Source organism: Helicobacter sp. MIT 03-1614, from assembly GCF_000762925.2.
Classification (GTDB): Bacteria; Campylobacterota; Campylobacteria; order Campylobacterales; family Helicobacteraceae; genus Helicobacter_C; species Helicobacter_C hepaticus.
In genome coordinates this window covers 1-26567 of record NZ_JRMS02000014.1, presented here as the reverse complement: position 1 = coordinate 26567, position 26567 = coordinate 1, and the positions used below count along the sequence as shown (strand labels likewise).

The window sequence follows — 26567 nt, the reverse complement described above, 5'->3', positions numbered from 1 at the left end:
TATAAATAAATATATTTTATATATAAAATATAAATATATAATATTTACTTTATATTTACTTTATTAATATTTAATAGTTTTTAAATCAATCAAAAAGGATAAAAATGATAATTGCGGTTGTAAATGAAAAAGGCGGGAGTGGCAAAACTACTCTATCAGTTAATCTTGCGTGTAAGTTAGCTCAAGAAGGTGATGATGTATTACTCATTGACGCAGACCCTCAAAGGAGCAGTGAAGCTTTCATTAATATTCGCACAAATGCAGACTTGCCCCTATTGTTTAATTCAGTTACAAAGCTCGGCGATGGCTTAGCGCGAGAAGTTAAATCTCTTGCTTCAAAATATGATTCTATTGTGATTGACACAGGGGGGAGAGATTCTAAAGAAATGCGACAAGCTCTTGCTATTGCAAACTTAATTATCATTCCAAGTGTGCCTAGTCAATATGATGTAGTAGTGCTTGATAAAATGATTTCACTTTATGATGAAGTAAGCGTAATTAACCCAGAATCTAAAGCCCTGATTGTCATTGATAAGGCTTCTCCAAATCCATTTTTAGAGAAAAAAATCAACGATTTACGCGAATATATTAATGAAAAGAACTTGCAAAATTTGCACTTGATGAAAGCGGTAATTCACGAGCGTGAAGCCTTTAAGAATGCGACATCTGCAGGAATGGGTATTACTGAATTTTGTAAAAGTGGCGACAAAGCCTTTGATGATTTTGTAAGCTTCTATAATGAACTCTTAGCAGAAGCACAAAAGATTTAAAATATTTTCTAATATAAAAAAATAATAATTTATTTATTTTTTATATATATTTTAGTATTATTTTATACATTAAATAATACTAAAATATATATAAATGAAAGGTTGAAAAATGGCAGGATTTAAAAACATAAACTCTTTTAAGAATGTAGAACTCCACAAAAAAGCAGATGATTTTGTCAATCGCGCAGAGGGAGAAACCAGCAAAGCTCCAAATAAAAAAAGAGGAGCTCCACCAAAAAGTGAAGCAAATAAGCGCACACAAAAAATGACTATTTACTTCACAGAAAAAGAAATACACAAAATTCAAGAAATGGCAGAGCAAAAAAATATGAGTTCAAGTGAGTTTGCACGATATAAAATTTTTAGTTATGAAAATAAAAATTTTCAAACTTAATAAAAATGCTCCAAATATCGTAATATGGGGATATTTCAATTTCTTTAAGTTTCAAAGTCAAAAAATGCAAAACTTAAAGTATGGATTCTAAGGCTTTAGAACCTTTAAGAATTGAGAAAACTTAAATTAAGTATTTTTTAAGTTAAAAGGAAAAAATTGAGAGCTTACGATTTTGTCTTGTTACCACTTCCCGAAATCTTAGAGCAAATAGGCTACACAATCAAAAGAGAGAAAAGCTCACAAAGACATATTACAATGAGTAGCCCAAATGGCGATATGATTGTAATCACGAGGCAAAGTAACGCGCATTATCTCTATTTCAACCCATTTAACGAACACGATAAGGGCAATATACATCATTTTTGCAAAAATAGAAAAATTAATATTAAAGAGCTTCTGCAAGGTAAAAAAATCTCACAATCTTATGAGCTTATTGCCACAGAGCTAAAAAACAATGAAATTCAAGCCGCAATCAATTTTAAAAACCTCAAATCAATCAATCTTTCAAGTAAAAATTCAGCAGTGAGAGGAAATTATTTAAAAAAGCGTGGAATCAAAGAAGAACTTTTTACTCAATATAATATCAAAATAGACAATCGCAATAATGTATGCTTCCCTACTTATATCTATGAAAAAAACTTAAATGCCAAAGATTTATCTCTTTGTGGCTATACAGCAAAACTTAATCAACCAATCACAAAAGACAGAGAAGGCAAAGACTATGCAAAGGCACTTAAAACTCTTTCTTTTGGAAAAAAAGGACTTGAAATTCTCAAAGCTCATAGCACAAAAAGTCTTAAAGAAATCACATTTTTAATCATTACAGAATCTAGCATTGATTCTCTAAGCGTATTACAACTCCAAAAGCTAGAGCCAAAACATACTTTACTTTGTGCCACAGGAGGAACTATCACAGAAAAGACAAAAGAAGCAATCTCTTTTCTTTTATCAAGCGCAGAAAAGAATCTTCAAGTGATTCTAGCTTTTGATAATGACACACAAGGAAAAAAATTCAACACTCAAATGAAAAAAATCACGCAATCTTATGAAATTCAAACACAAATCCTCATTCCAAAAAATAAAGATTTTAACGAAGATTTAACTCAAACACTTTAAAACTTAAAACCAATTCAAAAGAAAATTCTCTTTGCTTTATAAATAATAAATATAAGAACTATTATCATATACTTTTCCCCTTTTAAATTTTTGTTTTTTATGTTTGTTTTAGAAGAGCTCAAAAAGTAGTGTTACACGCCTTTATAGCATTTATTAAGTGGATAAATTGCGAATTTTAAGTGGATAAATTGCGGAGAAATAGGCTATTAAAGGGATAAATTGCGGAGAAACATTGTTTAATCAAAGCACGAAAAATAGGATTATAGAGTTTCTTTTAGAGGAATTTTATTAAGTGGATAAATTGCGAATTTTAAGTGGATAAATTGCGGAGAAATAGGCTATTAAGCTTAAAATACTTCTTTGTTTTGAAATATTATCTATTTTAAGATATACTCATATCTTATGAGATATATTAAAGGAAGTAAATTTTGACTGAACAAAAAAATCTTTTTGGAGAGGTAATAAATCCAGCCGAAATTCTTGCTGATGATGTTGTCTATGATAAGCAATTAAGCGTAGAATACGAGAATCGCTTTAATCAAATTATCTTTAAAGATTTCACAGAAGCGGACTTTAATATCTTTTTTATTCTTTGCGCAGTGGCAAAAAACCAAAGAGCAAGGATTATCAATATTTCATTTGAGCAAATGAGAGAGTTTGTAGAAAATGATAAAAACAAAAAGAGATTTTACAAGAATATTGTAGATTTTGCTAAAAAGCTTAATTCTCTTAAGGCTCAAAAAAGCCAAATTGATGAGGAAGGCTATGAGCGATTCTCGGCTTACACATTCTTTGAAAGAATTATAGCCGATGAAAAAACTTGTGTTTTAAGTATTAAGGTTACCGAAAGCTCCCTAGAATTGATAAATGAGCTTACTTCACATTTTACACGCTTTGAATTGCGAGAATTTTGCTCTCTCAATAATAAATACGCAAAAAATCTCTATCGGTTACTTAAACAATACCAAGCCACAGGCAAATATGTAGTCAAATATGCAAGATTTAAAGAGTTAATGTCTATTCCTAGTAGTTATGAAACAAGGGATATTGATAAACAGGTTTTAAAACCCTCTATTTTAAAGCTCATTGAGACAAGCCCTTATACCAATAAGCCCTACTTTGAAAACCTCGCGTATAAAAAGATTAAAGAAAATACCAAAGGTGAAAAGGGTAGGGGACAAAGTGGTGCGATTGATAGAATAGAATTTTCATTCACACCTTCTTTACCAAAGACAAAGAAAAAAGCTAATAAGAGTAATATATTACCCCCCCCCGCAAAACAAATTCCTGAAATGAAACTTAAATATGAGGAGTTCGTTTTAAGTATGTAAAACTTTTGATAAGACTTACAGATTTAAGATTCATATTTGAATTTTTACTTTTATCATAAGGAGAAAAAATGAAAAAGAGTGTAGTAGGAGTAATCGCATTTAGTATTTTACTCACAGGAGTAAATGCCTTTGACTTAGGAGATATTACAAAAGGATTAGAGAAAACCTTAGAAGCGGGAAGAGACGCAGGAGTAGTCAAAGGTGGAAAACCTATTGATATTATGACAGATAATGTCAATGATAAGAAAAATATAGAGGCGTGTAAGAAATTTTATCATCAACATAAAATCGCTTTTAATACCGACAATGGGATTCCTGATTACTCATCTTCAAAGGACTGGAGTTTTACTCGCACATATGATAAAAAAGATGTGGAAGCTTGGAATAAAGCATACGATAATGCTATAGACAAACTTCAAAAATCAGATTTTGATATTGCAAAACATACAAAAAAGAATAATCTTAATGCTCAAGCGATGTGCCGCTTCATTCTTAGCTCCATAAGTTATGGAGGTGAAAAACGCAAAGCATTTAAAGGTAAAGACTTTGATGCACTTCAAAAGGAAACAGCAAAATATTATGACAAGTCTAAGGCTAGAAAAGAAGCACTTGATTTTTGAGTAGCTTTTGTTTGCAACTCGGATATAACACAAATCGCTCTTAGGAGACTCTATGCCACAACTTACGACAATTACATTTGATATATGGGAAGTAATTCTTATATGTGTGGTTGTGGCATTTGTTGTCTATGGCTTGACTAAAATATTTTTAAGCTGGAAATTTAAAAAAGAATCTGCACGAAAAAGAGCTTATTGGGAATCTAAGAGGACAGAGGAACAATGTGTAGAGAATATCCCCAAAGATAAGGCTGTTCAACGCTTAGAAGATATGTGCGATGGCACAATCACAATTAAAAAATTAATGAATAACGAAGAAGCAAGGATTTATTATGCTCTTGCAAAGGTTTTTAAAGAAAACTATAACATTAGCCCTCAAGTTTCTTTTAAAGCCTTTTTAAAAGGAGAACAAGATACAAATGCTTGGAGAAGCTTTAGTGATTTTTATTGCGATTTTTTAGTTACTCACAAAAGAGGGGAACATAAAGATAAACCCGTAGCTGTAATAGAATATCACGGAGGCAAACATTATGGCACAGATAATGAATTAGAAGCAAAGGTGCGTAAAAATGACCTTGTCAAAGCTCAAGTGCTTGGTAAGGTAGGTATTGCTTCTCTTATCATTAGAGAAAGTGATATTAAAGGCGATTCGCAATATATTGATGATATAATGCTTGAAAAGTGTGTAACCGAGCTTTACTCTCTCATTTAGATTCTATATTTTTATGCTATAATCATAAGCGACATTAAAAGAGATACTCGCTCATCTTTACTCTATGACAAAGGGGAAAAGATGAAATCTATTCAACACAAACTACTTCATATTGCTTTTTGCTTAAGCATAGGCTTTAGCATAGCTCAAGCAAATCTTCCTGTAATTGATGTAAGCTCAATCGCTCAAAGCATAATGCAATATACTCAAATGATAAAAGAATTTACAAAGTATGAAGCAGAACTAAGAGCTATGGGGATTGACACAGGCAGAGTTGGCAAAATTCTACAAGAGCTCGATGGGGTGAGTGATGATATAATAAGCAGTTTTGAAAATACCGAAAATGTTTTTACTTCAATATTTGCTAGAATCAATCAAGATTGTGAATCTCTAGCCCAAAACGAAAATGCTAAAAAGGCTTTAGATAAGGCAAAGGAAAAATATCAAAAAGATAAATATCAAAACTATAACGAGCAAGAAAAATCAGTATTGGTTTGCCTTGCAGTCTTAGAAAATCCTATGGATATGATAAGCATTAAAGATGAACTCAGACAAAAAGTAGATGAAGCCCTCAAGAAGAAAGACTATAAGACATATGAAAAGGCAAAAGATAGGCTAGAAAAAATCAAAAAAACACAAGAATACATTAAATCAAAAGTAACTGATGAAAAGCTCACACAATGGGCGAAATTCTACGAGAAATTTAACATCGTGGAGAAAGGAAAAATCCAAAATCAAGTAACAAAAATAATAAGCAATGCCAAAAAAGCGACTAATCCTCAAGAAGTAGCCAATGCGACCAATGCGATTCTCCAACAAATGCTTCAGCTCTCTATGGTGCAATATGAAATGTCTATGAACTCAAATAATCTCATCATAGAGTTTCTAAGCAAGGAGCAGGAGGAAAAAAGAGAAAAAGCAACAAGGAAAAACGAAAAAGAGCTCGTAGATAAAAGCGAAAAGGAGTTTTCAAAGCTTTTTGAAAATGATACATTCTCTAAGTTTAAAGACGAGGTAAGGTATAACGAAATAGGCTTACCTATTATGTTTGAATAAGGGGAGCTTATGGCAAACGAACAAGGTATATTGCCCTATCTAGTCAATATTGTTAATCAAACAGGGAATGTCGTTGTAGCAAATATTTATAATGGCATAGGAAATTTATATAGCCATAATATTGCTTATACTCTACTTGGTTTAAGTATAACAATTTGGGCTTTTTTAAGAATCAAAGACAATGGCTTTAATAAAGATGATATACATAAGGCTATGATATGGATAAGTGTTTTTATCATTATCAAAGTCGCATTAAGTAGCTATGAAACCTATAAAGACTTTTTGCGCATATTTCAATTACCTTACAAGTGGGTGAGCGCGGGAGTAAGTGCTTATGGCACAGCAGGAAATGCAGACGCTATTATCAATCATTTTTGGAAAATTGCAATTGATACAGGCAAGGGATATGCTGAAAATCTAGGTTGGACAGATATAGGAGAATGGATAATTCTAGGATTATTCTTAGCCTTAGCTCTTATTGTAATGATAGCAATATGTGTAATGACAATCCTAAGTCAATTAATGGCAACGATACTTTTAAGCCTTTGTGCATTAGTATTGCCTCTTATTTGTTGGAGTCAGACAAGAAGCATATTCTTTAGTTGGCTTAAGCTCTATATAGGTATGAGCTTATGGGCACCTCTTGCTATATTAGCAAGTGGATTACCACAAAGTGCATTAGACCAAATAACAACGATAGGAGGAGGACAAAAGTATAACACAGAAACGATGAGTGTTTTAATTATACCTAGCGTTATGTGTATTTTTGCCTTATTCCTCCTCACAAAGATTCCTGCGTGGGTAAGTGCAATTATAGGAAGCGCGGATTCAAGCAGTGGAGGAAGCGGACTTGCAGGACTTGCAAGTGCAGGTGGAATGGCTATGAAACGAATAGCAGAGGGAGGTAAAGCATATCAAGAAGCCCGCAAAGACGGAAAAGGTATAGGTGCTTCAATAGGGACAGGGATAGGCACAGCAGTAGGAGGAAAATTAGGCGGTGCAGCAACACAAAAAGCCCCAGAAATAGCAAGAGCAGGAAAAGAAAAAGCAATGCAAATAGGGCGATTCATTGCCAAACATACACCATCTATCAAATAAAAGGAGTGAGATAATGGAGATTAGAGAAAAAGAACAACAAGAGATTCTAAGCTTTAGCGATGATTACACTCTATGCAAAAGCCCAAAGGCAAAAGAGCAACACGCCGAGAATATCCTTAAAAATTATGAGGAGCAGTATAAAGATATTGATAAGGCAATATCCATAATGCAAAAAGCAGAAGAAGGTATTAAAAAACAGCAGAGCCAAGAAGCAAAGATACATCAAGAGGAGAACAACGAGGCTAAAGAGCAAGAAGGAGATTCTAGCACACTTGATAGAGCAGTGAATGAGATTCAAAACTCAAGGAATGTTTTTGACTTCTTAAAGTGCTTATATGACCTAGAAAAAGGTATGTATGAGCTAGGCATAGGGAAAAAGCCAAATCCTCAAGAATTTAGCGAGAAGCTTAATAAAATGAAGGACAAGGCTTTAAGTATTGACTTTATCAAAAATAGCCTTAGCAAAATCAAGGAGAGTAAGGAGAAAATACAAAACTTCTCTAAGAATCTTAAACTTGAAATTGCATTTGCAAGGCAAATAAACAAAGATATTGACTTACACGATTACAGCATACATAAAGATACAAAGCAAGAGTATATAAGGCGGATTGATAAGAGTTTAGAATCCGCGCTCAAAGAATGTCCTCATATCAAGGCGGATTATCCTAAAATGTGTAAAAGGGCAGAAAGTCTTGTAAAAAGTCTTGGTAAAGAGCAAAACAAGGAAATAGAAAGGTGCTAGTTTTTAGCTTACTAGGGCAAAACAACGCCTCGCTTTTGTTTTGAGATATTGTTTGTGCGTGGCACTTCTTATTCCATAGCTCCGAAGTGTTTGAGTTTGCTTACGCAAATCTCCACTTCTCTATTTTTAGGCTATCTAGTCGTATTGACTTCTTGTGAAAGCCTATAAACAAAAAATGCTAAACCACCAAAAAATGCTAAACCCGAAACAATAACAGCTACGACTCCAATCATTCCATTTTCTCCAATTCATCAAGTTCTTTGAAAAATAAAGCAATAGACAAAATTAAAAACGCTATCAAAACAATTGCCCCAAAGACAACGCCTAAAGCTCTAACCATATCTAGCTTTTCATAGTTTATTACAGCATACCCAAATAAACCAAACAATGCTGTCAAAAAAGCTATAATGATAGCCTTTAGCATATCTAACATTGTCTTTACTCTTTCTTTTCTACTCATCTACCCATTCCTTTAGCCCTATCATACTCAAATTCTTTATAAAGTTGCTTAAAATTTTCAAATGTATTAGCTTGTATTTTCTCTTTTAGACTTGCTTCGTAGAAGCTTTTATTGCGTATATCTTGTTTTTTACAATACCAATCTATAAACTCATCAATATCAAGGCGAGAATCTGCAATCATTTTTGTTCTTTCTATTTTGGCAGATGAAATTTTTTCTTGAGTAGATTCAAAAGTATAAGGCGTGTTTAAGAATTGACTTAAAGCCTTAAGCTCATTCTCTTTAAACTTGCTTCTTTCCCCTTTTAAAAGATTATTTTGCTTCTCTTTACAGAGATTTATTACAAAATCTTTATTTTTACTTAGCTTATGGGCATAAGCTTGAATCTTATCGTTTAAATCCAAACTTATATCTATACGATTAATCGCATTGAGATGATATTCTAAGTCTTTTGCCATATTAATAAGTGTAAAGGCATTTGATTTTTTATTGAGTGAATTTGAAAGCAGTAAATCAAGCTCTAAATTCTCTTTAAAGTGCTTCTCTAACTTTGCTTCATTAACAAACAAATCATTTTTAATTTGGGAGATGAGATACACATCATTTTTTGAATAATTTTTGTTAGTAACATTAGATTCTAAGAATTTTAAGTAAGCTTGTTTTTTGGCAAGTGTAGCATAGTCATTTTTATAGCTCAATCGCTCATAGTTTAATTCTTTTTCTATGGCTCTAAGAGCTTTTATCTTAGTTTTATAATCTTGCAATGATTGCTTAAGCTCACTAATCTCACTATTATGGCTTTTAACAAGCTTTAATTTTTTATAATAGAGTTTATCGCCACTTGTCATAAGTTCTTTAGCTTCATTGACAAAGAGAATTTTTGTTGCAACCTTTTGCCTTATTGCTTCATTAATAGTTTGAATTTTACTCTCATAAAGCGAAATTTTATTGACAATGGAGTGCATACTTTTTGAAATCTCGTTATTAATATTAAGCGGTATTTCAAGTGAAGCTCTAGCGTGTTGTTTTAATAAATCGCGCTCAAATTTATACTTATTCTCATAGTTCAAGTTTGGATTATGAAAGTTAAGAGAGTTTTTAAAATCTTCACGCAAGAGATTCCAAAAATCCTTTATATCTTGCTTACTCTTGAAATGTAGTTTCTTACGAGAAAATATATTGTTTTTGTTTAAGATAATGTGAATGTGTGGTTTATTTTGATGAGAGTGAATAACACTTACAAACTTATATTCAACGAAATTCTTTTTCATTACTTCACTCACAGAGATTTTTAATGCCTCAAGGCTATGTTTATCCACAGCCTCATCAAGTGAAAATGTGAAGTGCCACGCTTCTTTTGCGTTTTCTTTTGGTGAAAAATCTTTTTGCCAATCATTCATAATATCCTCTAAGCTCACGAGTTCATTATCTTGATTGAGCGCAAATGTAGATTCAGAATTGCGTATAACATAATTAAGCGCATTCTTAACACCTTTTGCAGAAAGATTTGATAAAAGCTTTATCATTACTTGCTTAGCAAATTTTCTTTCTTGAATTGTAGAAAAGAGCCGAGAAGAAAAAAGCTCAAGTCTTTTTTTCGGCGCAACTTCATCTTTAATTTTTTTTCTTTTTTCTTCTTCATAATCAAAAAAAATATTTTTCAAACGAGCAAACTTTTTCATAAAAATATTATAGCGTGTATTTTTGAAACATACCATAAATACTTACTCAATTTAAAATCAAACTTTTGTTAGCAGGATAACCCTAAAGTATATCCTTTTTCACTATCAAGCCCCATAAACTAGGGCTTTTTTAGTGAGATTTTCTCATTTTGTAAAAATGAGAAAATATTTTGAAAGAGACATCATTTTTTTATGAAAACTATCAAAACAAAAGTTTTTATATTAAGTGGATAAATTGCGAAAAAAATTTTTAACAAAAACTTTATATATCCTCACAAAATAGGGAAATAGAGAAACAGAGAAAAGTAAATATACAAGCAAAAAGAATCACACAAGCAAAATTTTAGATTATACACGCAGAAATACACAATACACGAGAAAAAGCGACTTATACATACAAAAAAAGTATTCGCAATTTATCCACTTAATAATTTCTATATTCTACGCAAAAATTTTGCAATCAAACTTTGGGGAAGGACACAAACACAATGAAAAAGATACTTGCAAAAATCACATTCTTTTTGATTATGGCTCAAGTTTATCTCTATGGAGCATTTGGAGAAAAACTCAAAAATTCAATAGCAACAGAAGTGAATAGCACAGGAGATATTGTTATGGGTGTAATTCATATTCTAGTAGGCGTATTTGGTGGTTTAATGATTTGTTTTCTTGCTATTGCTGCAAAGTTTAAACCAGAGCTTCTAAAAGACAATATGAAAACAATTATTTGGATAGCAATTATCACAGGTGTGCTATGGGGTGTAACTAATAATGGTGTAAGCGTGTTTCAATGATTGAGATTGATAATTTTAGAGAAATCACAAAAAAGGACAAGGTGTATTTGCCACGCACAAACATAGGCTTAAGCAGAACTTCTTTGCTTATTGCCCTGCTAGGTGGCGGTGTATTGTGGCTCATACTTGTATGGTGGGCAATACCTTTATTTGTTTTGATTCTCGCTACGCTATCTATTTTTGAATATTTTGATGAAGATATTTACGACATTCTCATCATACGCTCAAAGATGAAATCAAAAAATATTTTTTACGCATAAGGAATACAATGCAATTTGCAAAAAAGATTATTCAAAATTTACGCAAACACAAAAATATTGATACTCTCAATGAAGCTTTTAACAAAACAATGAAAGAAGCCGAAGGCATACTTACACTCCAAGAACCAACAATCTATGCGATGAATGAAGAATCTAATATCGCTTCAAAATTTAGTGATAAATACATAGCAACACAAGATGGTAACTTATGTGCGGGATTCAGAATTGAAGGCATAAGCTATTCAGCAATTACACTTAATCAAGAAATAGAGCTTGTTAATACACGCAATAGATTTTGGAGTAAGCTTGATACGAATGTGGAAGTAAATATCTTTGCTAAAAAAGAAAAAATTCATTTAGAATTTGATTCAAGCTCCCCAAATCATTTTGCCGAAGAGATAATAAAAAAATGGGAGAGTGGAATCGTAACATATAAAATCAATTACTACCTCATTGTCTCCACAAAATCAAAACAAGTCGCAGGTTATTTTGAAGCAAAAAAAGAAAAAATGACGACAGAACAAATTGCAGATAATCTAAGCCCAGAGAACAATACTACGAGGTTTGAATTTAAGGCAAAAAAACTTGATGAAGTATGTGAAGAAATAAAAAGTGCATTGGGAGACTTTAAACCTATTCAACTTGACTCTGATAGTATTATCAACTTCTATGCTACCTACTCTAATATGCAATTCACAAATTTACGCTATGGATATGAAAGTATAACAGATTCTTATATCACTTCAAATGTTGAGTTTAAAAAAGATTTCATCATTTTTACTCGCAACGATGGTAAGGAAATCTATGGGAGATTCTTAAGTGTTAAGGCATATGAAACAGAAAATATTTCAAGTATATTACCAACGACCATTCTAAGAGAGAATACAGATTATTTTCTTATTTTTCACTGCGAAGCTCTTGATAGAAACACTTCTCTTAATAAAGTGAAAAATGCTAAGCTCTATGCTGTTGAGCTTATTCAAAATGCCCTTGAAACCTTATTGCAAGAGATTCAAACGGATAGAGAAAAACTCTTGAAGTTTTCTCTTAGCATTCTTGTTTTGTCAGAGTATGGAATGAAAGACCTTGATTCTAAAACAAACTCACTTATAGCCATACTTAAAGCTCAAAATTTAAGTGTTGCAAGGGAGACACTTAATCTTAAACCATTATTTTTTAGCTTTTTCCCATCTCGTGGCAATATTAACGCAAGAATCCGCACACAAACAAGCTCGGTAATAAGCACACTATGCACCTTTGAGAATGATATTTTAGGATTTAAGAACTCGCGATGGGGGAATCGACCCATAACGATTCTAAAACACCTAAGTGGAAGCCCCTACTTTTTTAACTTTCACGACAGCCCTAACGAAGATGCTTCAGGGCATACGCTAGTTATAGGTGGAACAGGCTATGGCAAAACAACGCTTATGCAGTTTTTTATGACAAATCTCTTTAAGTATGATATTAACATCTTTGCAATGGATAAATTGCGCGGTATGCACAATTTTACAAACTATGTTGCAGGAGAATACCACGATTTAGAACTTGATGGTTTTAAGCTTAATCCCTTCTCTCTTGGTGATACAACAGAAAACAATAACTTTTTAAAGTCTTGGTTGTGTGAAATGGGCGAAATAGGTAATGGGGAACACGAACTAAGAAATATCGTAGGAGACACAATAAGGCAAATACGAGAAACACAAGCACAAGATGATAGCCATATTTTTACACTCAAGGATTTTTACGACAGCTTACACTTTCCAAACTCACAAGATGATTTAAAAATAAGATATAGGGATTATCTTGAAGGATTGTTTGACAACAAAGAAGACGCACTTAATTTTAGCAAACAACTTTCAGTGCTTAATATGGACGCCATACTCAAGGATCAAAAGAACTCGGCGTTATGCGCCTTGTATCTTTTTCATAAAATAAAAAATATCTCAAAGAATACAAACAAGGGCTTTTTTATATGGATTGATGAGCTTAGAGATTACCTCAATAATCCAAATATGTGCAATGCAATCATTGAATCCATTATGGAAGTGAGAAAGATAAATGGTGTGATGGCAATGGGAGTGCAAAATCTTGATTTTTTTAAGAATGTGGCAAATGCGGAAGCCTTCATAGAAAATATGGCAAACATTATCATATTTCCAACTACAGACGTGCGAACACTTGAAAGACTTCAAGACCAACTTTCCTTAACAGGAAGCGAAATTAACTTCTTGCAAAATACAAGCAAGGCTTCAAGGCAAATTCTTTTAAAGAGAAAAGATGAATCTGCAATTCTTGATATTAATTTTTCAAGACTAGGCGAACATTTAAAAGTATTCAGCTCTGAATCTAAAAATGTAAATGCGCTCATAGAGTGTAAAAAATACCACCCACAAGAATGGAGAGCAATGTATCTTAAAAATCAAAAATCAATTCTACAAAAGGAGAACCTATGAAGAAATTTTTAACACTCACTATGCTCGGCTTTTTAGCTATAACAATCTTAGGTTGTGGTAGTAGCAAAACTAAGATTCCCTCAAAAAGCCCTTGTGCTTGTTATGACATTATCATTGATATGGATAAACAAGGATAAAAATGACTTTTGGGGATAATGAATACAAAAAGGACGCAAACTTTCTGTTTAAGCTAGAAAGGCACATTAAACAATATATGTTTTTTTGGATTATTGCAGAATCTGCAATAATTGCATTATTAATTATTACCATAATGGTAATGCTACCACTCAAGCAAAATGTGCCTTATCTTGTGTTTTTCTCAAATGCAGAGAGTAATTTTGTAAGGGTAGAGCAAGGAAACTTAAATATTAGAAGTGAAGAAGCACTTCTTAAATCTATCCTCGCAAGTTATGTGCAAAAGAGAGAAACAATCAATCGTATTGATGATGAGTTACGATACGAAGACATAAGAGAACAAAGCTCTAATAAGGTATGGGATACTTTTAGAAGAATTGTAACACAAGAAAACTCTATCTATCAAAATAAAGAGATATATAGAAAAATACATATCATCAACCTAAGTGTATTATCAAAGAGCGTAGCCAATGTAGATTTTATCTCTATCACTCAAAATACTAAAGACAAAGAACTCAAGCGTTACCGAGCCACACTCAAATATGACTTTATAGAGCAAGGCATTAGTTTTGAATCTGTGCCACGAAATCCCACAGGATTCATAGTTGAAGATTATGCGCTTACTGAAGTTTTTATTGATGACCAATCACAAAAACAGGAGAATAAATAATGAAAAAAATAATCCTTACATTTCCCCTTTTAACCTCTTTTGCTTTAGCCGAACAACCTTCACTAGAAGAACTAACCAATCAAAGAGTGCTAGAAGGGCAAGAACAAATGTTAGAAATGGTAACAAAAATTCAAGACTTGCAAGACCAAAGAGAACAAGATAAAGAAAGAGTCAAAAATAGCCCTATGTTAGATTCTACAAGTAGAGATTTTAGCTCAAGCTCAATTCCTATTCAAATGCAATCACAAACTCAAGAGCCACCGACAGAACAAGAAATATTGCTTAGAAAACAAGCGGTAAGAAGCCAAAATCTCAATGCAATTCAAGGACAATTCTTTGCCAAGAATTACAAAGGCACAGAAAACACCATAACAATAGATTACGAAAATAATAATACCTATAAAATACGCACAAGAATCGCGATGACAAGCACAATGATTTTTCCACAAAAGATAAAAAATTTTATTTTGGGAGACAATGTAGGCTTTGAAGTGCTAGAAGTGCCTAATTCTCAAAACACCATAGCAATACGACCTAAACTCATAGGTGTAGATACAAGCTTGGCAGTTTTTACAGAAGATGGGAAGCTTTATTCTTTCTATATTTTCTCTACTGATTTTAAATCGTGGAAGAATCCTCATCTCGTTGTGTTTGTAAAAGATAAACGCACCACCATAGAGAAGAGCAAAGACCCATTTTTTGATGAGTATTTTTATGTAGAAGAAGGTATTAATAAGCTAAGAGTGAAAAAGAAAGAGGTATATAAGAGATACAAGATAAAAGCAAAAAAACAAAACACTTGGCTTATGCCTGAAGAAGTCTTTAGCGATAACAACTATACTTTTTTCAAATACGACAAAACACGCTATCCTCAAATTCCTAGCGTATATGTTGTAGTAGATAAACAAGATTCTCCAATAGAAACTAGAGTTATAGGAGATTTTGTTATTGCTGAAACCGTAGCAGATAAATTTACCATACGAATCGGTGAAGCCTATGTTTGCATAGAGCGAGAGAAAGCACAAAAAGGCAAATAATGGTTTATAAGGGAATAGGAATTTTTGCACTTTTAGGTATGGGTATTACCTATGCAAGCGTAAAGGAGAATTTAGATTATCTCTTTGAAAGTAAGTTTCCTATAAGTGATTATGTGTGGCAACAAAAAGGCACACATCAGGGCGACCTTTCAAAAAGTAATATCTTTAATCAATCTCATATACAACCTAATCTCACTATGCTTACCGATGAGTTGGGTAATCCCATACTTGATGAAAATGGAGACCCTATTTATATTGATAAAGAAGGCAATATGTATTCAGGAGAAGGCAAAAAAATTCTTGATAAAAAAATATTGCTTGATAAAACAGGAAAACCAATCCTTGATAAAAATGGAAACCATATCTTTATAGATAAAAATGGCAATCTCAAAGATAAAAACGATAATCCTATTTTAGATTCTAATGGCAACCCTATCAATATCAACAATAAAGAAGCCCTTAATGAGTTTCTTAATAAAAATACACAAAACTCCCCTGAAGAGCAGCTTAGAAGACAGCAAGAACTCTTAGCAGAAGCACAAAGACAAGCAGAACTTCAAGAGCAAATGCGTAAAAAGCTTGAAGAAGAAGCAAGAAAGAAAGCTGAAGAAGAAATGAAGAAACTAGCAGACCCAACTTATCAAGCCTTACTTGCTAAGCAAGAAGAAGAAAGAGCAAGACGAATCGCCCTTGCAAAAGAAAGAGAATTATATAAAAGTGCATTATTAGGTGAAAGAGCGGAGGGAGATTCTCAAATCTTTGCACAACAAAGCTCACGCTATGGAGATGATGGATTCTCTAATCAAAAAAGCATAGATATAGCGACAAACGAACATCGCTTATATCGTATGATACGAGCAGGGAGGCTTATTCCTGCTGTTTTAATGACACCCATTGTAAGCAATATTGAAGGCATAATCACTGCCCAAGTAGAGCAAGATGTTTATGCCGCTCAAGGAAGAGTAGTGCTTATCCCAAGAGGCACAAAGGTAATGGGCTTTTATAAAAATGATAACAAAATAGGGCAATCAAGACTAAGCATAGTATGGAGAGAAATGATAACACCTCAAGGAGTAAATATCCTTCTTACCAATGCAGTAAGCGCAGATTCAAGAGGGATTAATGGCGTTGAAGGCTATTTAGATAATAAATTTGAGCAAAGATATGGCTTAGGATTGTTTTTAAATACTTTAAGCAATGGCTTAATGATAACCATATCAAATGCCACACAAAAAAGTGGCACAGGAGCAAATCCCTATACCACACAACTTTTTTCAAACGCACAAGGAGATTTAAACAATATTTTCAAACAACTTATTTCAGAACAAGCAAAGATTAAACCAACAATAGAGATACGAGCAGGAAGCAGAATCTACATTACACCTACAACACATATGTGGTTTCCCATTCCAAAAAATGGGGAAGTAATGGCTAAGTATTTTAATGATGAATACAATTAAGGAATTACTATGAAAAAAGATACAGAACTAGAAATATTTGCACTTTGTGAGCGATTAACAGAGCTTTTAGGGGATAAAGAAGCTATTGCAGATTTAAAACTTCTACAAAAACTCCACCCTGAAATGTTTAAGAATATGCAAGAGGTATCAACATTAATTCAAGAAGTAGTAAGTGAGCCTGAAATCATTATTAAAAATCCTTCTCCAAAGAGTGAAAAAGATTATATAGCAGGAAAAAAGCTTAATGATAAAAAAATGGGTGAAGTTGGCGTAAGACAAGATGAAAATATTGTTAAGATTTTTCACGCCAATAAAAAAAGGTTAAAGAATTTAGATTTGTTAGCAAAGAAAGAAGTAGTAGCCGATGGTAGGGACGCCCACACCCCCTACACTCAAGCCCAAAGTCTTGACGGGCGACTGGTTGATAACAACATTTCATCAACTACCAACGACATTATATCACATTATCCTTTAACACAAGAGGAATTACAAAGACGACTTAACATTAATCTTAACAACCATAGGAGAGTAAGCGATGAAAAGCAAAAGCAAGAATACTTAGTAAGGGCAAATGCCATTAAAGAACAAGCTAAAAAACAACATATTGCTTTAGATTCTAAATCTCTAAAAGCACTTGAAAAAGCCAATCTAACAAAAAGTAACACCAATACAAAGGAGAGATAATGAACGATATTACCCAAAGACTACAAGACATTAAAAGCATAAGAGCAAACAGAAAAAATGAGGATAGACTCGTAAGCAGGATAGAAAAGCTATCTAAACAACGAGACAAGCAACAAAAAATTCTCCAAAACATAGAAGCTAAAATTGAATCTTCATTTGAAGAGCTTGAAAACATAGGAAACAAAGGTGAGTAATGGAAGCAAACCATATTACACCCATTCTTATGCAAAAGCTTAAAGTGCTTGATAAATACTTGCGTCTTGAAGCAAATGAGCTTATTATCAATAAAACAGGAGAAATTTGCGTTGATTATGGGCTAAAATGGGAATACATAGAAGATTCCGCATTAACATATAGCTTTTTAGAATCTTTTTTGTTACAACTTGCCACGCGCAGAGGACAAAGATTTAATGAGAAGCACCCTAGCCTTTCTTGTGAATTACCACCGCCATATAATAGATATAGACTTCAAGCCCAACACAATAGCATTCTATTTCACTCAAATGTATGTATTTGCATAAGAATCCCTAGTGCGAAAGCTTTTGAACTAGAGCAATTTATACTAAGTGATAAAGTCAAAGAGCAATGGGATTATGAAAAAATCAAAGCTCTTATTCCACAAAGAAAAAATGTTTTGGTAAGCGGTGGAACAGGCACAGGCAAAACAAGTTTTCTTAATGCCCTAATGAATGAAATTCCACAAGATGAACGCATTGTAACCATAGAAGATTCTCAAGAGCTAATGATTGAAAACAAAAACAAAACACAATTAGCAGTCCCCAAAGAAGAGAATGAAATTTATAGCTACACACAGGCTATAAATAATGCTATGCGCTTAAGACCAGATAGACTCCTACTTGGAGAAATTGACATACGCAACACCCTAGCATTCTTGCGTATCAACAACACAGGACACGAGGGCAATCTAAGCACACTTCACGCAAATAATAGTGAAGATGCCATTAATGCCCTTATCACTAACGCTATGTTTGGGGGAATGCAAGATAGAGTAGCTCTTAAAGCCTATATTCGCACAGCTATTGACTTCATTATTCAAATAAAAAGACAAGGTAATACAAGAATTGTTAATGAGATTCTAGACATTAAAAATCACATTCCAAAGGAAGTATAAGGAGATAGTAATGGAAACAAAAAAGGTTTTAATATGCTTGAAGCTTCACGACTATGAACTACTTAACCAAATGGCAAAAAAACAAAACATCTCTAAATCAAAGTTTATAAGGCAATTATTGCGCATAGAAGAAGCACAAAAAATCCTAGAGATTCTTGACAAAAGCTCAAAATTTAATGCAGAAATGCTTTTAGAAATATCGCGCGTGGCAGGTAATATAAACCAAATCGCTCATCATCTTAACTTAGGATTTAGAGCAAATGAAGAAAGTTTTACGCAAGAAGCCAAAGAAACGAAGAGAATCTTCTTAGAGTTTCAATCTATTGCAAAGCAGAATCAAAAACTTTTACAAAGGATACTCAATGCTTAAAGAAGAAACAAAGAAAAATATCAAAAGAGACGCATTGTCTCTTATTATGTGTGTGATTCTAAGTGTAATCATATTTTTTTGTAGCATTTTTTATTTTTTTCATATCCCTACGAGTATAGAGAATTTTAAAATTGCATATAACATAGGTATAGAGATTTTTTCAAACTTAGGCAACCCCAATCTTAAACTAAAGTCCTATATGGCAATTATTTATGCCTTAATCCCTTTAGTTATTTGGATTGTGTTTTCACTCATAGGAAACTCAAGGGCTAAAGGAGAATATGGAAATGCAAGACTTGCAGACAAAAAAGAATTAGCTCAAATGGGCTTAAACTATGAAGAAGGTATGATGTTTGGTTGTTTTAGAAATGGTAGCAAGAAGCCACCAACCTTTATACGCTCAAACAAGCCTCTTGCTACACTCATAGTTGCACCTCCCGGAACAGGCAAAACTGCAAGTATAGCTATTCCTAATCTCTTGTCTTTACCACAAAGTTGCGTGGTGCTAGACATCAAAGGGGAGCTTTATCAAAAAACAGCAGGATACAGACAGCAAAAGCTTGATAATAAAGTTTTGCTTTTCTCCCCTTTTAGTGATGAAAATACAATGTTTTTTAATCCATTTGACAATAAAGTGATTAAAGATATGAATTTTGTGCAAATGAAAAAACTTGCCGACCAAATAGCAGGGACAATTTTTGTAGGAGAAAAAGGAAAAGAAAACGACCATTGGGTTGTTTCAGCTAAAACAATGTTTAGCTTCTTTGCTCTGTATAATATGGAGAAATTTAAACACACTACACTTGCAGACCTCGCACAAGCTCCAAAAAAAGATTATTACAATGAGCTACAAGGTGAATTTTTAGAAATGTGTCAAATACAAAATGAAGAAACAGGAGAAATTGAGAGAAACCCTAAAGAAGATACACTTAAAGCCTTTTTCTTGCAAGTATCAAATGACGAATCTTTGAATGATATTGTGCGAAATCAAGCAAGACAATATAGCACTGCGGCTCAAAATGAATTTGCAAGTATTAAATCAACCTATGATACCTTTATGGCAGTCTTTAGTAATCCTCAAGTCGCTAAAGCAGTATCAAAGATGAGCTTTAACTATGAGGATTTAAGAGAAGAGCATATCACAATGTATATTGTTATACAAACTGAAGATATGGATATTCTAGCTCCACTTATACGCATTCTCTTAGAATCTATGTGTAAAAAGCTTATGACAAACGAAAATAGCGACCCTAACAAGTTTATTTACCTTATCCTTGATGAGTTTGTGCGTTTTGGAAAAATGCCATTTTTACTTGAAATGCCTGCACTTTGCAGAAGCTTTGGGCTTGTGCCACTCTATATTACTCAAAGCTATGAGCAAATTAAAAAGTATTATGGCGAAGATGATTTAAGAATTATTAGAGCCAATGTAGCTTATCAAGTTGTCTTTAGAATGAATAGTTTTGAAGACGCAGAAACTCTAAGCAAGATGATAGGAGACTTCACACGAGAAAAAGTAAGCACCTCTAAAGGAAACTTAGATTTACTTAAACATAATGTATCTACAAATGCAGAGGGCTATAAACTCATAACCGCGCAAGATATTCTAAGTAATCCCATTGATAAAATCTATATCCTTGTAGGAGGATTCTTAAACCGACCCATTAAAGCAGATGTAAATTTTTGGTTTAAGGTAAAAGAATGGGAGGGAGCAGACAAGATAGCCTACATACCACCAAATGACGAGGCACAAACATCAACAGAGCAAAACTCACAAGAAGAACAAATAACGAAAGAGGAGACAGAATCTAATCAAAATAACTATACCTATGGTTTTAGAAGTTTTAAGGGCTATTAAACAAAGTCCAAATATCTACTCTACCCCCGAACAAAGAGTAAGTATTTGGGCTTTGTGAATTAGAGCGCAAAGCCTACTCATAGCTCAATCTCTTTTAATGTCAAAAGATGAGTTTAGAGCTATGAGATTCTTATACTTAAGGAGTTGCTTATGGAAAATGAAGTGCTCATACCAAATGAGCAAATCGTTATCAGCCAAGAGGAAGCTCAAGAATTGCTACAAAGCGGCTTGAGTCAAGAACAAGATTTAGATATGCAAGAAACAGACGAGCAAGACTAAAATATACATCACAAGGAGAAAAAATGTCAGCACAACCAAAAAAATGGGCAGAATACACCCACGAGGAAAGAAGAGAAAGCTTCAATAATTATGCTAAATACAACATAATTCAAGCTATTAAGTCTCAAACTGCACCTTGGCTTAAAGCAAAAAGTGCAGAAGAGATACAAGCCACACGACCATTTAACGCCCAAACAGGTAAAGCATACGAAGGACTAAATGCCATACTTTTAGAATCTCAACAGAATGCTAAAGGCTATCAAAATGGAGCTTGGATTACAGCAAAACAGGCAAATTTCTTGGGAGCAAGGCTTACAAGCGAACAGCTCAAACAAATGGAAGGCGTAAAAATTTCTTATATCAAAACAAAGGAAGCCACAAAAATATGCGACAAAGATGGCAAACCGCTTGTAAAAACCTATGTAGGCAAAGATGGCAAAACAAAAATCAATCCTAAGACAAATGAGCCATACTACGATTTTGTGTATGATATTAAAGAGTTGCCAAAGCCTATATTAGAGACCACAACACTTTATCATACTTCACAAATCCCAAGTCTTAATCAAGATAAGCTCAAAAATCTTATCTCAAGAGAACCACAAGAAGTATCTCCACATATTCTAAAAAATATAGGCTTAACTGAATACACAGAAAAGCAAATAAATAATTATCTTAAAGCTCAAGCAGGACACGAAAAATATGTTCCGCTTCAAAAGGCAAAACCTCAAGAGAAAGCCCAAGATAAAAGCAAAGAAAGATAATCTCCCTTTACAAGGGGGAGATATTACACAAAGGAAAGACAATGAATAAGCCAAATATAGCAAATTTCTTAGGAATAAACCAAGAACAAGAAACGATACAAGAAAAATACGAAATCGTAGAAAGTATTACTCAAGAAGATTTAAAAGAATATGAATATCTCCTTCAAAAAGAAGAGGAAAAAGAAAATGAGCAATAGCATTTTGGAAAAAATAGCACAAGAGCTTGAAGAGAACATTGTAAGAGAACTTGAAAAAGGCACTGCACCTTGGATAAAGCCTTGGATAAATGAAGGCATTATGCCATATAATCCATACACAGGCACAATTTATAAAGGTTGCAATGCCTTAAGACTTATGCTTAATAAATACGAGGAACTTAGATATTTGACTTTTAATCAAGTCAAAGAATTAGGAGGATATGTAAAGAAGGGAGAGAAAGCAAGTTGTGTGCTTTTTGTAGGAAAAAGACAGATAGATAAAAACCAAGAAACAAAAGGTTTAATTTTTGAAGATAATGAGGGGAACTTATGGCAAAAAGTCTTTAAAGCATATTCTATGTTTAATATTTCACAATGCAACAATATAGATATGGAAAAGCTCAAAGAACATCAAAAGAAAAATAATCTCTCTTTTGAAACAAAACCAAGAAATAGATTTGAAAAGAATCCTTTTATAGAGCAGATTCTAGCAAATTCTAACATTCAAATTATACATACAAAACAAGACAAAGCCTATTATGAAGTTTCAAATGATAAAATCGTATTACCACCAAAAGAAAATTTCATTAATAACGAACAATACTACTCCACTGCTTTACACGAGTTAGGACACGCAACAGGACATCAAAATAGGCTCAATAGAGATTTAAATCATTCCTTTGGAAGCGAAGGTTATGCAAGAGAAGAGTTAAGAGCAGAGCTTTATTCTTTTTTACAAGCTATGGAGCTTGGCATTGATTATAATTTAAAAAATCACGCTTCTTATATGGATAGTTGGCTTAAAGTGCTTAAAGATGATAAAAGTGAAATTTCAAAGGCTATTAAAGATTCCGTCAAAATGGTGAGTTTTGTAAAAGAGCATTGGTATCCTACAAAAGAACAAATCATAACTAAAAACAAGCAAATAAAGAATATTTATAAGGATTCCCAAAAAATACAACAAGGAAAAGAAAGATGAATAATATAAGCCACAAAACATCTAAGCTTATATTATTGATAAGCTTAGGTATTCTAGGATTTATTATTAGCCAATTTAGCAATTTTAATCTTACCTATCTTATGCCAAGTAAAGAAGTGCAAGGAAGTATTATTAAGGTTTATGATGGCGATACTCTAACAATACTTCATAATGGAGAGAAGTTCAAAGTAAGGCTTTATGGCATTGATGCACCAGAATCTAACCAAAGCTATGGCAAAGAGGCTACATCTCATCTTTTAACTCTTTGCCCCATAGGAAGTAATGCCACACTTAAAATCAAAGATAAAGATAAATACAACAGAATTGTAGCCATAGTCTTTTGCAATGATATTGATGTCAATGCAAACTTAGTAGAAAATGGTTTTGCTTGGGCTTATAAAGAATATTCTAATGCTTACACTCATTTAGAAATAAAAGCAAGATTAGCTCATAAAGGCTTATGGAAAGATTCTAATCCTATAAAACCGAGTGTGTTTAGGAAGCAAGAAAAACTTAAGGAGATAAAATGAAATTACAAGATTCTATTATTATCATAGAAGCACCAAATAAATGTGAAAAGATAGAGAAGTTTAGCGGAGCTAAAGTTTTTGCGACAAAAGGACATTTTAAATCATTACCTTTAGAAAATTACATAAATTGGGATACTTATGAGCCATATTATGAATTTTCTAACACAGAGCGCAAAAAGGCAATGGATTATATATTTTCTGCCTGTCGTGGCAAAGATGTATATATAGCCACCGACCCAGATAGAGAAGGATATGCCATAGGATATATGTTTTATGAAGTCATTAAAAACATAGCAAAAAGTGTCAAAAGAGCAGAGTTCTTTGAGATTACACAAAGTGGTATCAATAAAGGCATAGAATCCGCAGTGAGTTTTGAAAACACAAATAAAAATCTCTATGAAGCCTTTAAGGCAAGAAGTGTGGGCGATAGACTATGTGGCTTTATTCTTTCTCCAAAACTTATGAAAGCATTAGGAGAGAGAGGGAATGTAAGTGTAGGTAGAGTGCAAACCCCAGCTCTTTATCAAATTGTAACAAGAGAAATAGAAATAGAAAACTTTGAGAAGCTAGATTCTAGCAAGAAAATAGATTATAGAGTTATTGCAAATGCCACCATACAGGATAAAAAAGTAGAATTAAAAAACCAATCTCTTTTTGCCACAAAAGAAGAGGCACAAGATTTTCTCAATGCCATTATTGATACACAAGAAGCGATAGTATCAAAAAAAGAATGCAAAGAGACTAAGAGCAGCCCTAATAAACCATTTCAAGCAGCCACCCTTATACAAAAGGCAAATATTGCTTTTGGATTTAGTAGTGAAACAACGATGAATCTCGCGCAAAACCTCTATGAAAAAGGACTGATTACTTATCACAGAACAGACGCAGAAAACTTAAGCCTAGAATTTATTACAGAAGTGGAATCTATGTTTGGCAAAGAGGAATGGTATCAAAGAAGAGAATACAAAGCAGGTGCTCAAAGTCAAGCAGAAGCTCACGAAGCTACAAGAATTACTCACTGCCATAAATTTGAAGATATAGAAACGATGATACAAGATGAAAATCTCACAAAAAATCATCAAGAGCTATACACTCTTATATATCTTAACTCCATTCTTTCACAAGCAAAAGACGCCATATACGAAAGCCTAAACTTTGAAGCTAATATTAAGGGAAGAATATTTAATCTTAGAGCAACTAAGCTCATCTATAATGGATTTAAGGGCGTTTTTAAACAATTAGATGAAGAAGAAAACCAAGAAGAAGTAAGCTTAGATTCTACACTTGAGCTTAAAGAGGGAGACAAAATCAATATACAATCTTTTGAAATAAAAGATGTAAAGAAAAAAGCTCCAAGTCGCTTTAAAGAAAGTGATTTTATTCCCCTTTTACAAAAGTTAGGTATAGGCAGACCAAGCACTTATGCCTCTTTTGTGCCTACTCTACTGAAAAGGGAGTTTATAGAGATAATAACCAAAGGCAAGAAACAAGAGCTTAAAGCTACAAGCAAAGGCAAAAGAGCCATAGAAAGCTTGAAGCAAAGCGATGAGTGGATTACTCAACACGAATTTACTAAGGCAATGGAAGAAGTGTTAGATTCTATTACTCAAGGACAATCACAATATTTAGACTTTATTAAGCCCCTACACGAAAAATTAGGTTTTGAAAGAATGGAAACACAAAGCAAAGCTCCAACAGAAAATCAAATCAAACTTGCTAAAGATTTAGCAACACAAATGAATGTAGAAATGCCACAAGAAGTATTAGATTCTATGAAAGTGTGTAGCGATTTTATAGAATCTATGAAAAAGAAATTGCCACCAAAACCACCCAGCCAAAAACAAATAGACTTAGCTCTCAAGCTTTCAAAAGAAAAAGGCTTAGAGCTACCAAAAAATTATGAGTTTGATTATAAAATCTGCTCAAGTTTCATAGACAAAGCTTTTAAATCAAAACCAAAGGAGAAAAAATGAATAGCATAAATATCAGCGGAAACCTCATTAGAAATGCGGAAATTAAGTATATAGGCAAAAACAATACACCTTGTGTAGAATTTGTCATTGCTAAGAATCATAAGTTTAAAAATGAAAGAGGTAATACAGAGGAGCAAGTTATGTTCTTTGAAGTAGTGCTATTTGGACAATTTGGAGAAAGAATCTTGCAGTTTCTAAACAAGGGAAAAAAAGTCTATATACAAGGAGAATTACGCCAAGAAGCGTGGGAGTATGAGGGCAAAAAATATGCTCGAGTGAAAATAATAGCAAATCGGGTATATTTAGAGGGACAAGACAAACACAAGAATCAGGCTAAAGACACTCAAAGTATAGAAAGCCAAACAAATGGTGCAGTAGTTGAAGAAAACTTAGATGTGAAAACCATAGACATCACAGATGAAGACATACCATTTTAATCACTTAAGAGAGCTTTTATTGATGTGGATTCTGTGCCAATCAATTGCCTGTGTCGCTTTAAAATTTTGTGGTAGAATACCACAATCTAAAACACTAAAAAGGAGACAAAGCTATGGCTAAAGATAAAGCAAAAGACGATAAGTTTTTTAACACTCAAGAGAAACACGAGATAGATTATGTGGTAAATCAGTATCCACAAAAAGATAGAGAAAAAATAAAACAATTACTAAAGAATGGAGAATGTGGCGAATACCAACCACACGATGAAATTTATAAATGCTTACAAAAGCGGTAGGGGGAGATGAATCGCGAGAATCCTCACTAAAGCCTTTCTTTCCCCTTTTTAAAAGTCTCATTTTTAGCTTACTAGGGTAAAACAACGCGTTGCTTTTGTTTTAGGATATTGTTTGTGCGTGGCACTTCTTATTCCATAGCTCCGAAGTGTTTGAGTTTGCTTACGCAAATCTCCACTTCTCTATCTAGGCTTTAGCCTAGATTAAAATACAATTTTAAATATATATATTATCAATATAATATACATTATTAATATAATATATAATATTTTTATATTATATA

General features: G+C 33.0%; 31 protein-coding genes. 29 read left to right on the top strand and 2 right to left on the bottom strand.

Features of this window, described 5'->3' with window-relative positions:
• Window positions 1–104 precede the first annotated feature (104 nt).
• From LS66_RS09185 to LS66_RS09145, 9 genes are all read left to right on the top strand, one after another.
• A complete protein-coding gene (locus LS66_RS09185) occupies window positions 105–770 on the top strand; it encodes an AAA family ATPase (RefSeq protein WP_034328546.1) in 666 nt (221 codons plus the stop codon).
• Between the two features lie 109 nt (window positions 771–879).
• A complete protein-coding gene (locus tag LS66_RS09180) occupies window positions 880–1164 on the top strand; it encodes a ribbon-helix-helix domain-containing protein (protein WP_034328547.1) in 285 nt (94 codons plus the stop codon).
• Window positions 1165–1320: 156 nt separating this feature from the next.
• On the top strand, window positions 1321–2280 hold the full coding sequence (locus LS66_RS09175) for a toprim domain-containing protein (protein WP_034328548.1): 960 nt from the start codon (window positions 1321–1323) through the stop codon (window positions 2278–2280).
• 428 nt (window positions 2281–2708) lie between these two features.
• Window positions 2709–3611, top strand: coding sequence for a replication initiation protein (locus LS66_RS09170; RefSeq protein ID WP_052057414.1), 903 nt, complete (start codon window positions 2709–2711; stop codon window positions 3609–3611).
• A gap of 68 nt (window positions 3612–3679) precedes the next feature.
• Window positions 3680–4231 (top strand): hypothetical protein, encoded by a 552-nt coding sequence (locus LS66_RS09165; RefSeq protein WP_034328430.1) that lies wholly within the window; start codon window positions 3680–3682, stop codon window positions 4229–4231.
• A gap of 52 nt (window positions 4232–4283) precedes the next feature.
• Window positions 4284–4940, top strand: coding sequence for a DUF2726 domain-containing protein (locus LS66_RS09160; RefSeq protein WP_011115800.1), 657 nt, complete (start codon window positions 4284–4286; stop codon window positions 4938–4940).
• Between the two features lie 81 nt (window positions 4941–5021).
• Window positions 5022–5996: a hypothetical protein gene (locus LS66_RS09155; RefSeq protein WP_034328431.1), complete on the top strand. Its 975-nt coding sequence runs from the start codon at window positions 5022–5024 to the stop codon at window positions 5994–5996.
• A gap of 9 nt (window positions 5997–6005) precedes the next feature.
• Window positions 6006–7094 carry a type IV secretion system protein gene (locus tag LS66_RS09150; RefSeq protein ID WP_081947960.1) on the top strand — a complete coding sequence of 363 codons (1089 nt, stop codon included), beginning with the start codon at window positions 6006–6008 and terminating at the stop codon, window positions 7092–7094.
• 13 nt (window positions 7095–7107) lie between these two features.
• Window positions 7108–7836, top strand: coding sequence for a hypothetical protein (locus tag LS66_RS09145; RefSeq protein ID WP_052057412.1), 729 nt, complete (start codon window positions 7108–7110; stop codon window positions 7834–7836).
• A gap of 229 nt (window positions 7837–8065) precedes the next feature.
• Here the strand turns inward: LS66_RS09145 and LS66_RS09140 are convergent, their stop codons facing one another.
• On the bottom strand, window positions 8066–8296 hold the full coding sequence (locus LS66_RS09140; RefSeq protein ID WP_034367109.1) for a hypothetical protein: 231 nt from the start codon (window positions 8294–8296) through the stop codon (window positions 8066–8068).
• The gene (locus tag LS66_RS09135) at window positions 8293–10014 is read right to left on the bottom strand and encodes a relaxase/mobilization nuclease domain-containing protein (RefSeq protein ID WP_034367108.1); all 1722 of its coding nucleotides are present in this window, start codon (window positions 10012–10014) and stop codon (window positions 8293–8295) included. Before LS66_RS09135 ends, LS66_RS09140 begins: the two co-directional genes overlap by 4 nt.
• Before the next feature lie 452 nt (window positions 10015–10466).
• On the opposite strand from LS66_RS09135, the gene LS66_RS09130 reads away from it, so the two are divergent.
• The 20 genes from LS66_RS09130 to LS66_RS09050 all read left to right on the top strand — a co-directional run bounded on the left by LS66_RS09130 (window position 10467) and on the right by LS66_RS09050 (window position 26286).
• The gene (locus LS66_RS09130) at window positions 10467–10772 is read left to right on the top strand and encodes a hypothetical protein (protein WP_034328695.1); all 306 of its coding nucleotides are present in this window, start codon (window positions 10467–10469) and stop codon (window positions 10770–10772) included.
• Complete coding sequence (locus LS66_RS09125; RefSeq protein WP_034342182.1) at window positions 10769–11032, top strand: hypothetical protein; 264 nt, start codon at window positions 10769–10771, stop codon at window positions 11030–11032. The genes LS66_RS09130 and LS66_RS09125 overlap by 4 nt, the downstream gene beginning before the upstream one ends.
• 8 nt (window positions 11033–11040) lie before the next feature.
• Entirely contained in the window at window positions 11041–13488 is a 2448-nt protein-coding gene (locus LS66_RS09120) for a hypothetical protein (RefSeq protein WP_052057410.1), read from the top strand.
• A complete protein-coding gene (locus tag LS66_RS10135; RefSeq protein WP_156407275.1) occupies window positions 13485–13625 on the top strand; it encodes a hypothetical protein in 141 nt (46 codons plus the stop codon). The genes LS66_RS09120 and LS66_RS10135 overlap by 4 nt, the downstream gene beginning before the upstream one ends.
• A 2-nt stretch (window positions 13626–13627) precedes the next feature.
• Complete coding sequence (locus LS66_RS09115; RefSeq protein ID WP_034328454.1) at window positions 13628–14293, top strand: VirB8/TrbF family protein; 666 nt, start codon at window positions 13628–13630, stop codon at window positions 14291–14293.
• Window positions 14293–15330, top strand: a complete 1038-nt coding sequence (locus tag LS66_RS09110) for a TrbG/VirB9 family P-type conjugative transfer protein (protein WP_034367105.1) — start codon at window positions 14293–14295, stop codon at window positions 15328–15330. Before LS66_RS09115 ends, LS66_RS09110 begins: the two co-directional genes overlap by 1 nt.
• Complete coding sequence (locus tag LS66_RS09105; RefSeq protein WP_052057407.1) at window positions 15330–16790, top strand: DNA type IV secretion system protein ComB10; 1461 nt, start codon at window positions 15330–15332, stop codon at window positions 16788–16790. The genes LS66_RS09110 and LS66_RS09105 overlap by 1 nt, the downstream gene beginning before the upstream one ends.
• A 9-nt stretch (window positions 16791–16799) precedes the next feature.
• The gene (locus LS66_RS09100) at window positions 16800–17474 is read left to right on the top strand and encodes a hypothetical protein (RefSeq protein WP_236096392.1); all 675 of its coding nucleotides are present in this window, start codon (window positions 16800–16802) and stop codon (window positions 17472–17474) included.
• Window positions 17474–17668, top strand: a complete 195-nt coding sequence (locus LS66_RS09095; RefSeq protein ID WP_034367103.1) for a hypothetical protein — start codon at window positions 17474–17476, stop codon at window positions 17666–17668. The genes LS66_RS09100 and LS66_RS09095 overlap by 1 nt, the downstream gene beginning before the upstream one ends.
• Window positions 17668–18606, top strand: coding sequence for an ATPase, T2SS/T4P/T4SS family (locus LS66_RS09090; RefSeq protein ID WP_034367100.1), 939 nt, complete (start codon window positions 17668–17670; stop codon window positions 18604–18606). Before LS66_RS09095 ends, LS66_RS09090 begins: the two co-directional genes overlap by 1 nt.
• 10 nt (window positions 18607–18616) lie before the next feature.
• Entirely contained in the window at window positions 18617–18976 is a 360-nt protein-coding gene (gene mobC / locus LS66_RS09085) for a plasmid mobilization relaxosome protein MobC (protein WP_034367098.1), read from the top strand.
• Window positions 18969–20834, top strand: coding sequence for a type IV secretory system conjugative DNA transfer family protein (locus LS66_RS09080; protein WP_052057405.1), 1866 nt, complete (start codon window positions 18969–18971; stop codon window positions 20832–20834). The genes mobC and LS66_RS09080 overlap by 8 nt, the downstream gene beginning before the upstream one ends.
• A 150-nt stretch (window positions 20835–20984) precedes the next feature.
• On the top strand, window positions 20985–21113 hold the full coding sequence (locus LS66_RS10415) for a hypothetical protein (RefSeq protein WP_268902987.1): 129 nt from the start codon (window positions 20985–20987) through the stop codon (window positions 21111–21113).
• A gap of 23 nt (window positions 21114–21136) precedes the next feature.
• Complete coding sequence (locus LS66_RS09075; RefSeq protein ID WP_034328444.1) at window positions 21137–21874, top strand: ArdC-like ssDNA-binding domain-containing protein; 738 nt, start codon at window positions 21137–21139, stop codon at window positions 21872–21874.
• A 41-nt stretch (window positions 21875–21915) separates the two neighbouring features.
• Window positions 21916–22071, top strand: coding sequence for a hypothetical protein (locus tag LS66_RS10130; RefSeq protein ID WP_161594494.1), 156 nt, complete (start codon window positions 21916–21918; stop codon window positions 22069–22071).
• Window positions 22061–23050: an ArdC family protein gene (locus LS66_RS09070; protein WP_052057403.1), complete on the top strand. Its 990-nt coding sequence runs from the start codon at window positions 22061–22063 to the stop codon at window positions 23048–23050. The genes LS66_RS10130 and LS66_RS09070 overlap by 11 nt, the downstream gene beginning before the upstream one ends.
• Window positions 23047–23580: a thermonuclease family protein gene (locus LS66_RS09065; RefSeq protein WP_138092086.1), complete on the top strand. Its 534-nt coding sequence runs from the start codon at window positions 23047–23049 to the stop codon at window positions 23578–23580. The genes LS66_RS09070 and LS66_RS09065 overlap by 4 nt, the downstream gene beginning before the upstream one ends.
• On the top strand, window positions 23577–25553 hold the full coding sequence (locus LS66_RS09060; RefSeq protein ID WP_034328503.1) for a type IA DNA topoisomerase: 1977 nt from the start codon (window positions 23577–23579) through the stop codon (window positions 25551–25553). Before LS66_RS09065 ends, LS66_RS09060 begins: the two co-directional genes overlap by 4 nt.
• Window positions 25550–25990, top strand: a complete 441-nt coding sequence (locus LS66_RS09055) for a single-stranded DNA-binding protein (RefSeq protein WP_052057530.1) — start codon at window positions 25550–25552, stop codon at window positions 25988–25990. The genes LS66_RS09060 and LS66_RS09055 overlap by 4 nt, the downstream gene beginning before the upstream one ends.
• Window positions 25991–26103: 113 nt before the next feature.
• Window positions 26104–26286: a hypothetical protein gene (locus tag LS66_RS09050; RefSeq protein WP_034328502.1), complete on the top strand. Its 183-nt coding sequence runs from the start codon at window positions 26104–26106 to the stop codon at window positions 26284–26286.
• Window positions 26287–26567: the final 281 nt, after the last annotated feature.

Coding starts and splice junctions, on each gene's coding strand:
- LS66_RS09140 (WP_034367109.1), bottom strand. CDS start 8,296: ATGAGTAGAAAAGAAAGAGTAAAGACAATGTTAGATATGCTAAAGGCT.
- LS66_RS09135 (WP_034367108.1), bottom strand. CDS start 10,014: ATGGTATGTTTCAAAAATACACGCTATAATATTTTTATGAAAAAGTTT.
- mobC (WP_034367098.1), top strand. CDS start 18,617: ATGGAAACAAAAAAGGTTTTAATATGCTTGAAGCTTCACGACTATGAA.
- LS66_RS09155 (WP_034328431.1), top strand. CDS start 5,022: ATGAAATCTATTCAACACAAACTACTTCATATTGCTTTTTGCTTAAGC.
- LS66_RS09145 (WP_052057412.1), top strand. CDS start 7,108: ATGGAGATTAGAGAAAAAGAACAACAAGAGATTCTAAGCTTTAGCGAT.
- LS66_RS09065 (WP_138092086.1), top strand. CDS start 23,047: ATGAATAATATAAGCCACAAAACATCTAAGCTTATATTATTGATAAGC.
- LS66_RS09165 (WP_034328430.1), top strand. CDS start 3,680: ATGAAAAAGAGTGTAGTAGGAGTAATCGCATTTAGTATTTTACTCACA.
- LS66_RS09110 (WP_034367105.1), top strand. CDS start 14,293: ATGAAAAAAATAATCCTTACATTTCCCCTTTTAACCTCTTTTGCTTTA.
- LS66_RS10135 (WP_156407275.1), top strand. CDS start 13,485: ATGAAGAAATTTTTAACACTCACTATGCTCGGCTTTTTAGCTATAACA.
- LS66_RS09100 (WP_236096392.1), top strand. CDS start 16,800: ATGAAAAAAGATACAGAACTAGAAATATTTGCACTTTGTGAGCGATTA.
- LS66_RS09060 (WP_034328503.1), top strand. CDS start 23,577: ATGAAATTACAAGATTCTATTATTATCATAGAAGCACCAAATAAATGT.
- LS66_RS09160 (WP_011115800.1), top strand. CDS start 4,284: ATGCCACAACTTACGACAATTACATTTGATATATGGGAAGTAATTCTT.
- LS66_RS09070 (WP_052057403.1), top strand. CDS start 22,061: ATGAGCAATAGCATTTTGGAAAAAATAGCACAAGAGCTTGAAGAGAAC.
- LS66_RS09125 (WP_034342182.1), top strand. CDS start 10,769: ATGATTGAGATTGATAATTTTAGAGAAATCACAAAAAAGGACAAGGTG.
- LS66_RS09090 (WP_034367100.1), top strand. CDS start 17,668: ATGGAAGCAAACCATATTACACCCATTCTTATGCAAAAGCTTAAAGTG.
- LS66_RS09120 (WP_052057410.1), top strand. CDS start 11,041: ATGCAATTTGCAAAAAAGATTATTCAAAATTTACGCAAACACAAAAAT.
- LS66_RS09050 (WP_034328502.1), top strand. CDS start 26,104: ATGGCTAAAGATAAAGCAAAAGACGATAAGTTTTTTAACACTCAAGAG.
- LS66_RS09095 (WP_034367103.1), top strand. CDS start 17,474: ATGAACGATATTACCCAAAGACTACAAGACATTAAAAGCATAAGAGCA.
- LS66_RS09185 (WP_034328546.1), top strand. CDS start 105: ATGATAATTGCGGTTGTAAATGAAAAAGGCGGGAGTGGCAAAACTACT.
- LS66_RS10415 (WP_268902987.1), top strand. CDS start 20,985: ATGGAAAATGAAGTGCTCATACCAAATGAGCAAATCGTTATCAGCCAA.
- LS66_RS09075 (WP_034328444.1), top strand. CDS start 21,137: ATGTCAGCACAACCAAAAAAATGGGCAGAATACACCCACGAGGAAAGA.
- LS66_RS10130 (WP_161594494.1), top strand. CDS start 21,916: ATGAATAAGCCAAATATAGCAAATTTCTTAGGAATAAACCAAGAACAA.
- LS66_RS09150 (WP_081947960.1), top strand. CDS start 6,006: ATGGCAAACGAACAAGGTATATTGCCCTATCTAGTCAATATTGTTAAT.
- LS66_RS09115 (WP_034328454.1), top strand. CDS start 13,628: ATGACTTTTGGGGATAATGAATACAAAAAGGACGCAAACTTTCTGTTT.
- LS66_RS09055 (WP_052057530.1), top strand. CDS start 25,550: ATGAATAGCATAAATATCAGCGGAAACCTCATTAGAAATGCGGAAATT.
- LS66_RS09105 (WP_052057407.1), top strand. CDS start 15,330: ATGGTTTATAAGGGAATAGGAATTTTTGCACTTTTAGGTATGGGTATT.
- LS66_RS09130 (WP_034328695.1), top strand. CDS start 10,467: ATGAAAAAGATACTTGCAAAAATCACATTCTTTTTGATTATGGCTCAA.
- LS66_RS09180 (WP_034328547.1), top strand. CDS start 880: ATGGCAGGATTTAAAAACATAAACTCTTTTAAGAATGTAGAACTCCAC.
- LS66_RS09080 (WP_052057405.1), top strand. CDS start 18,969: ATGCTTAAAGAAGAAACAAAGAAAAATATCAAAAGAGACGCATTGTCT.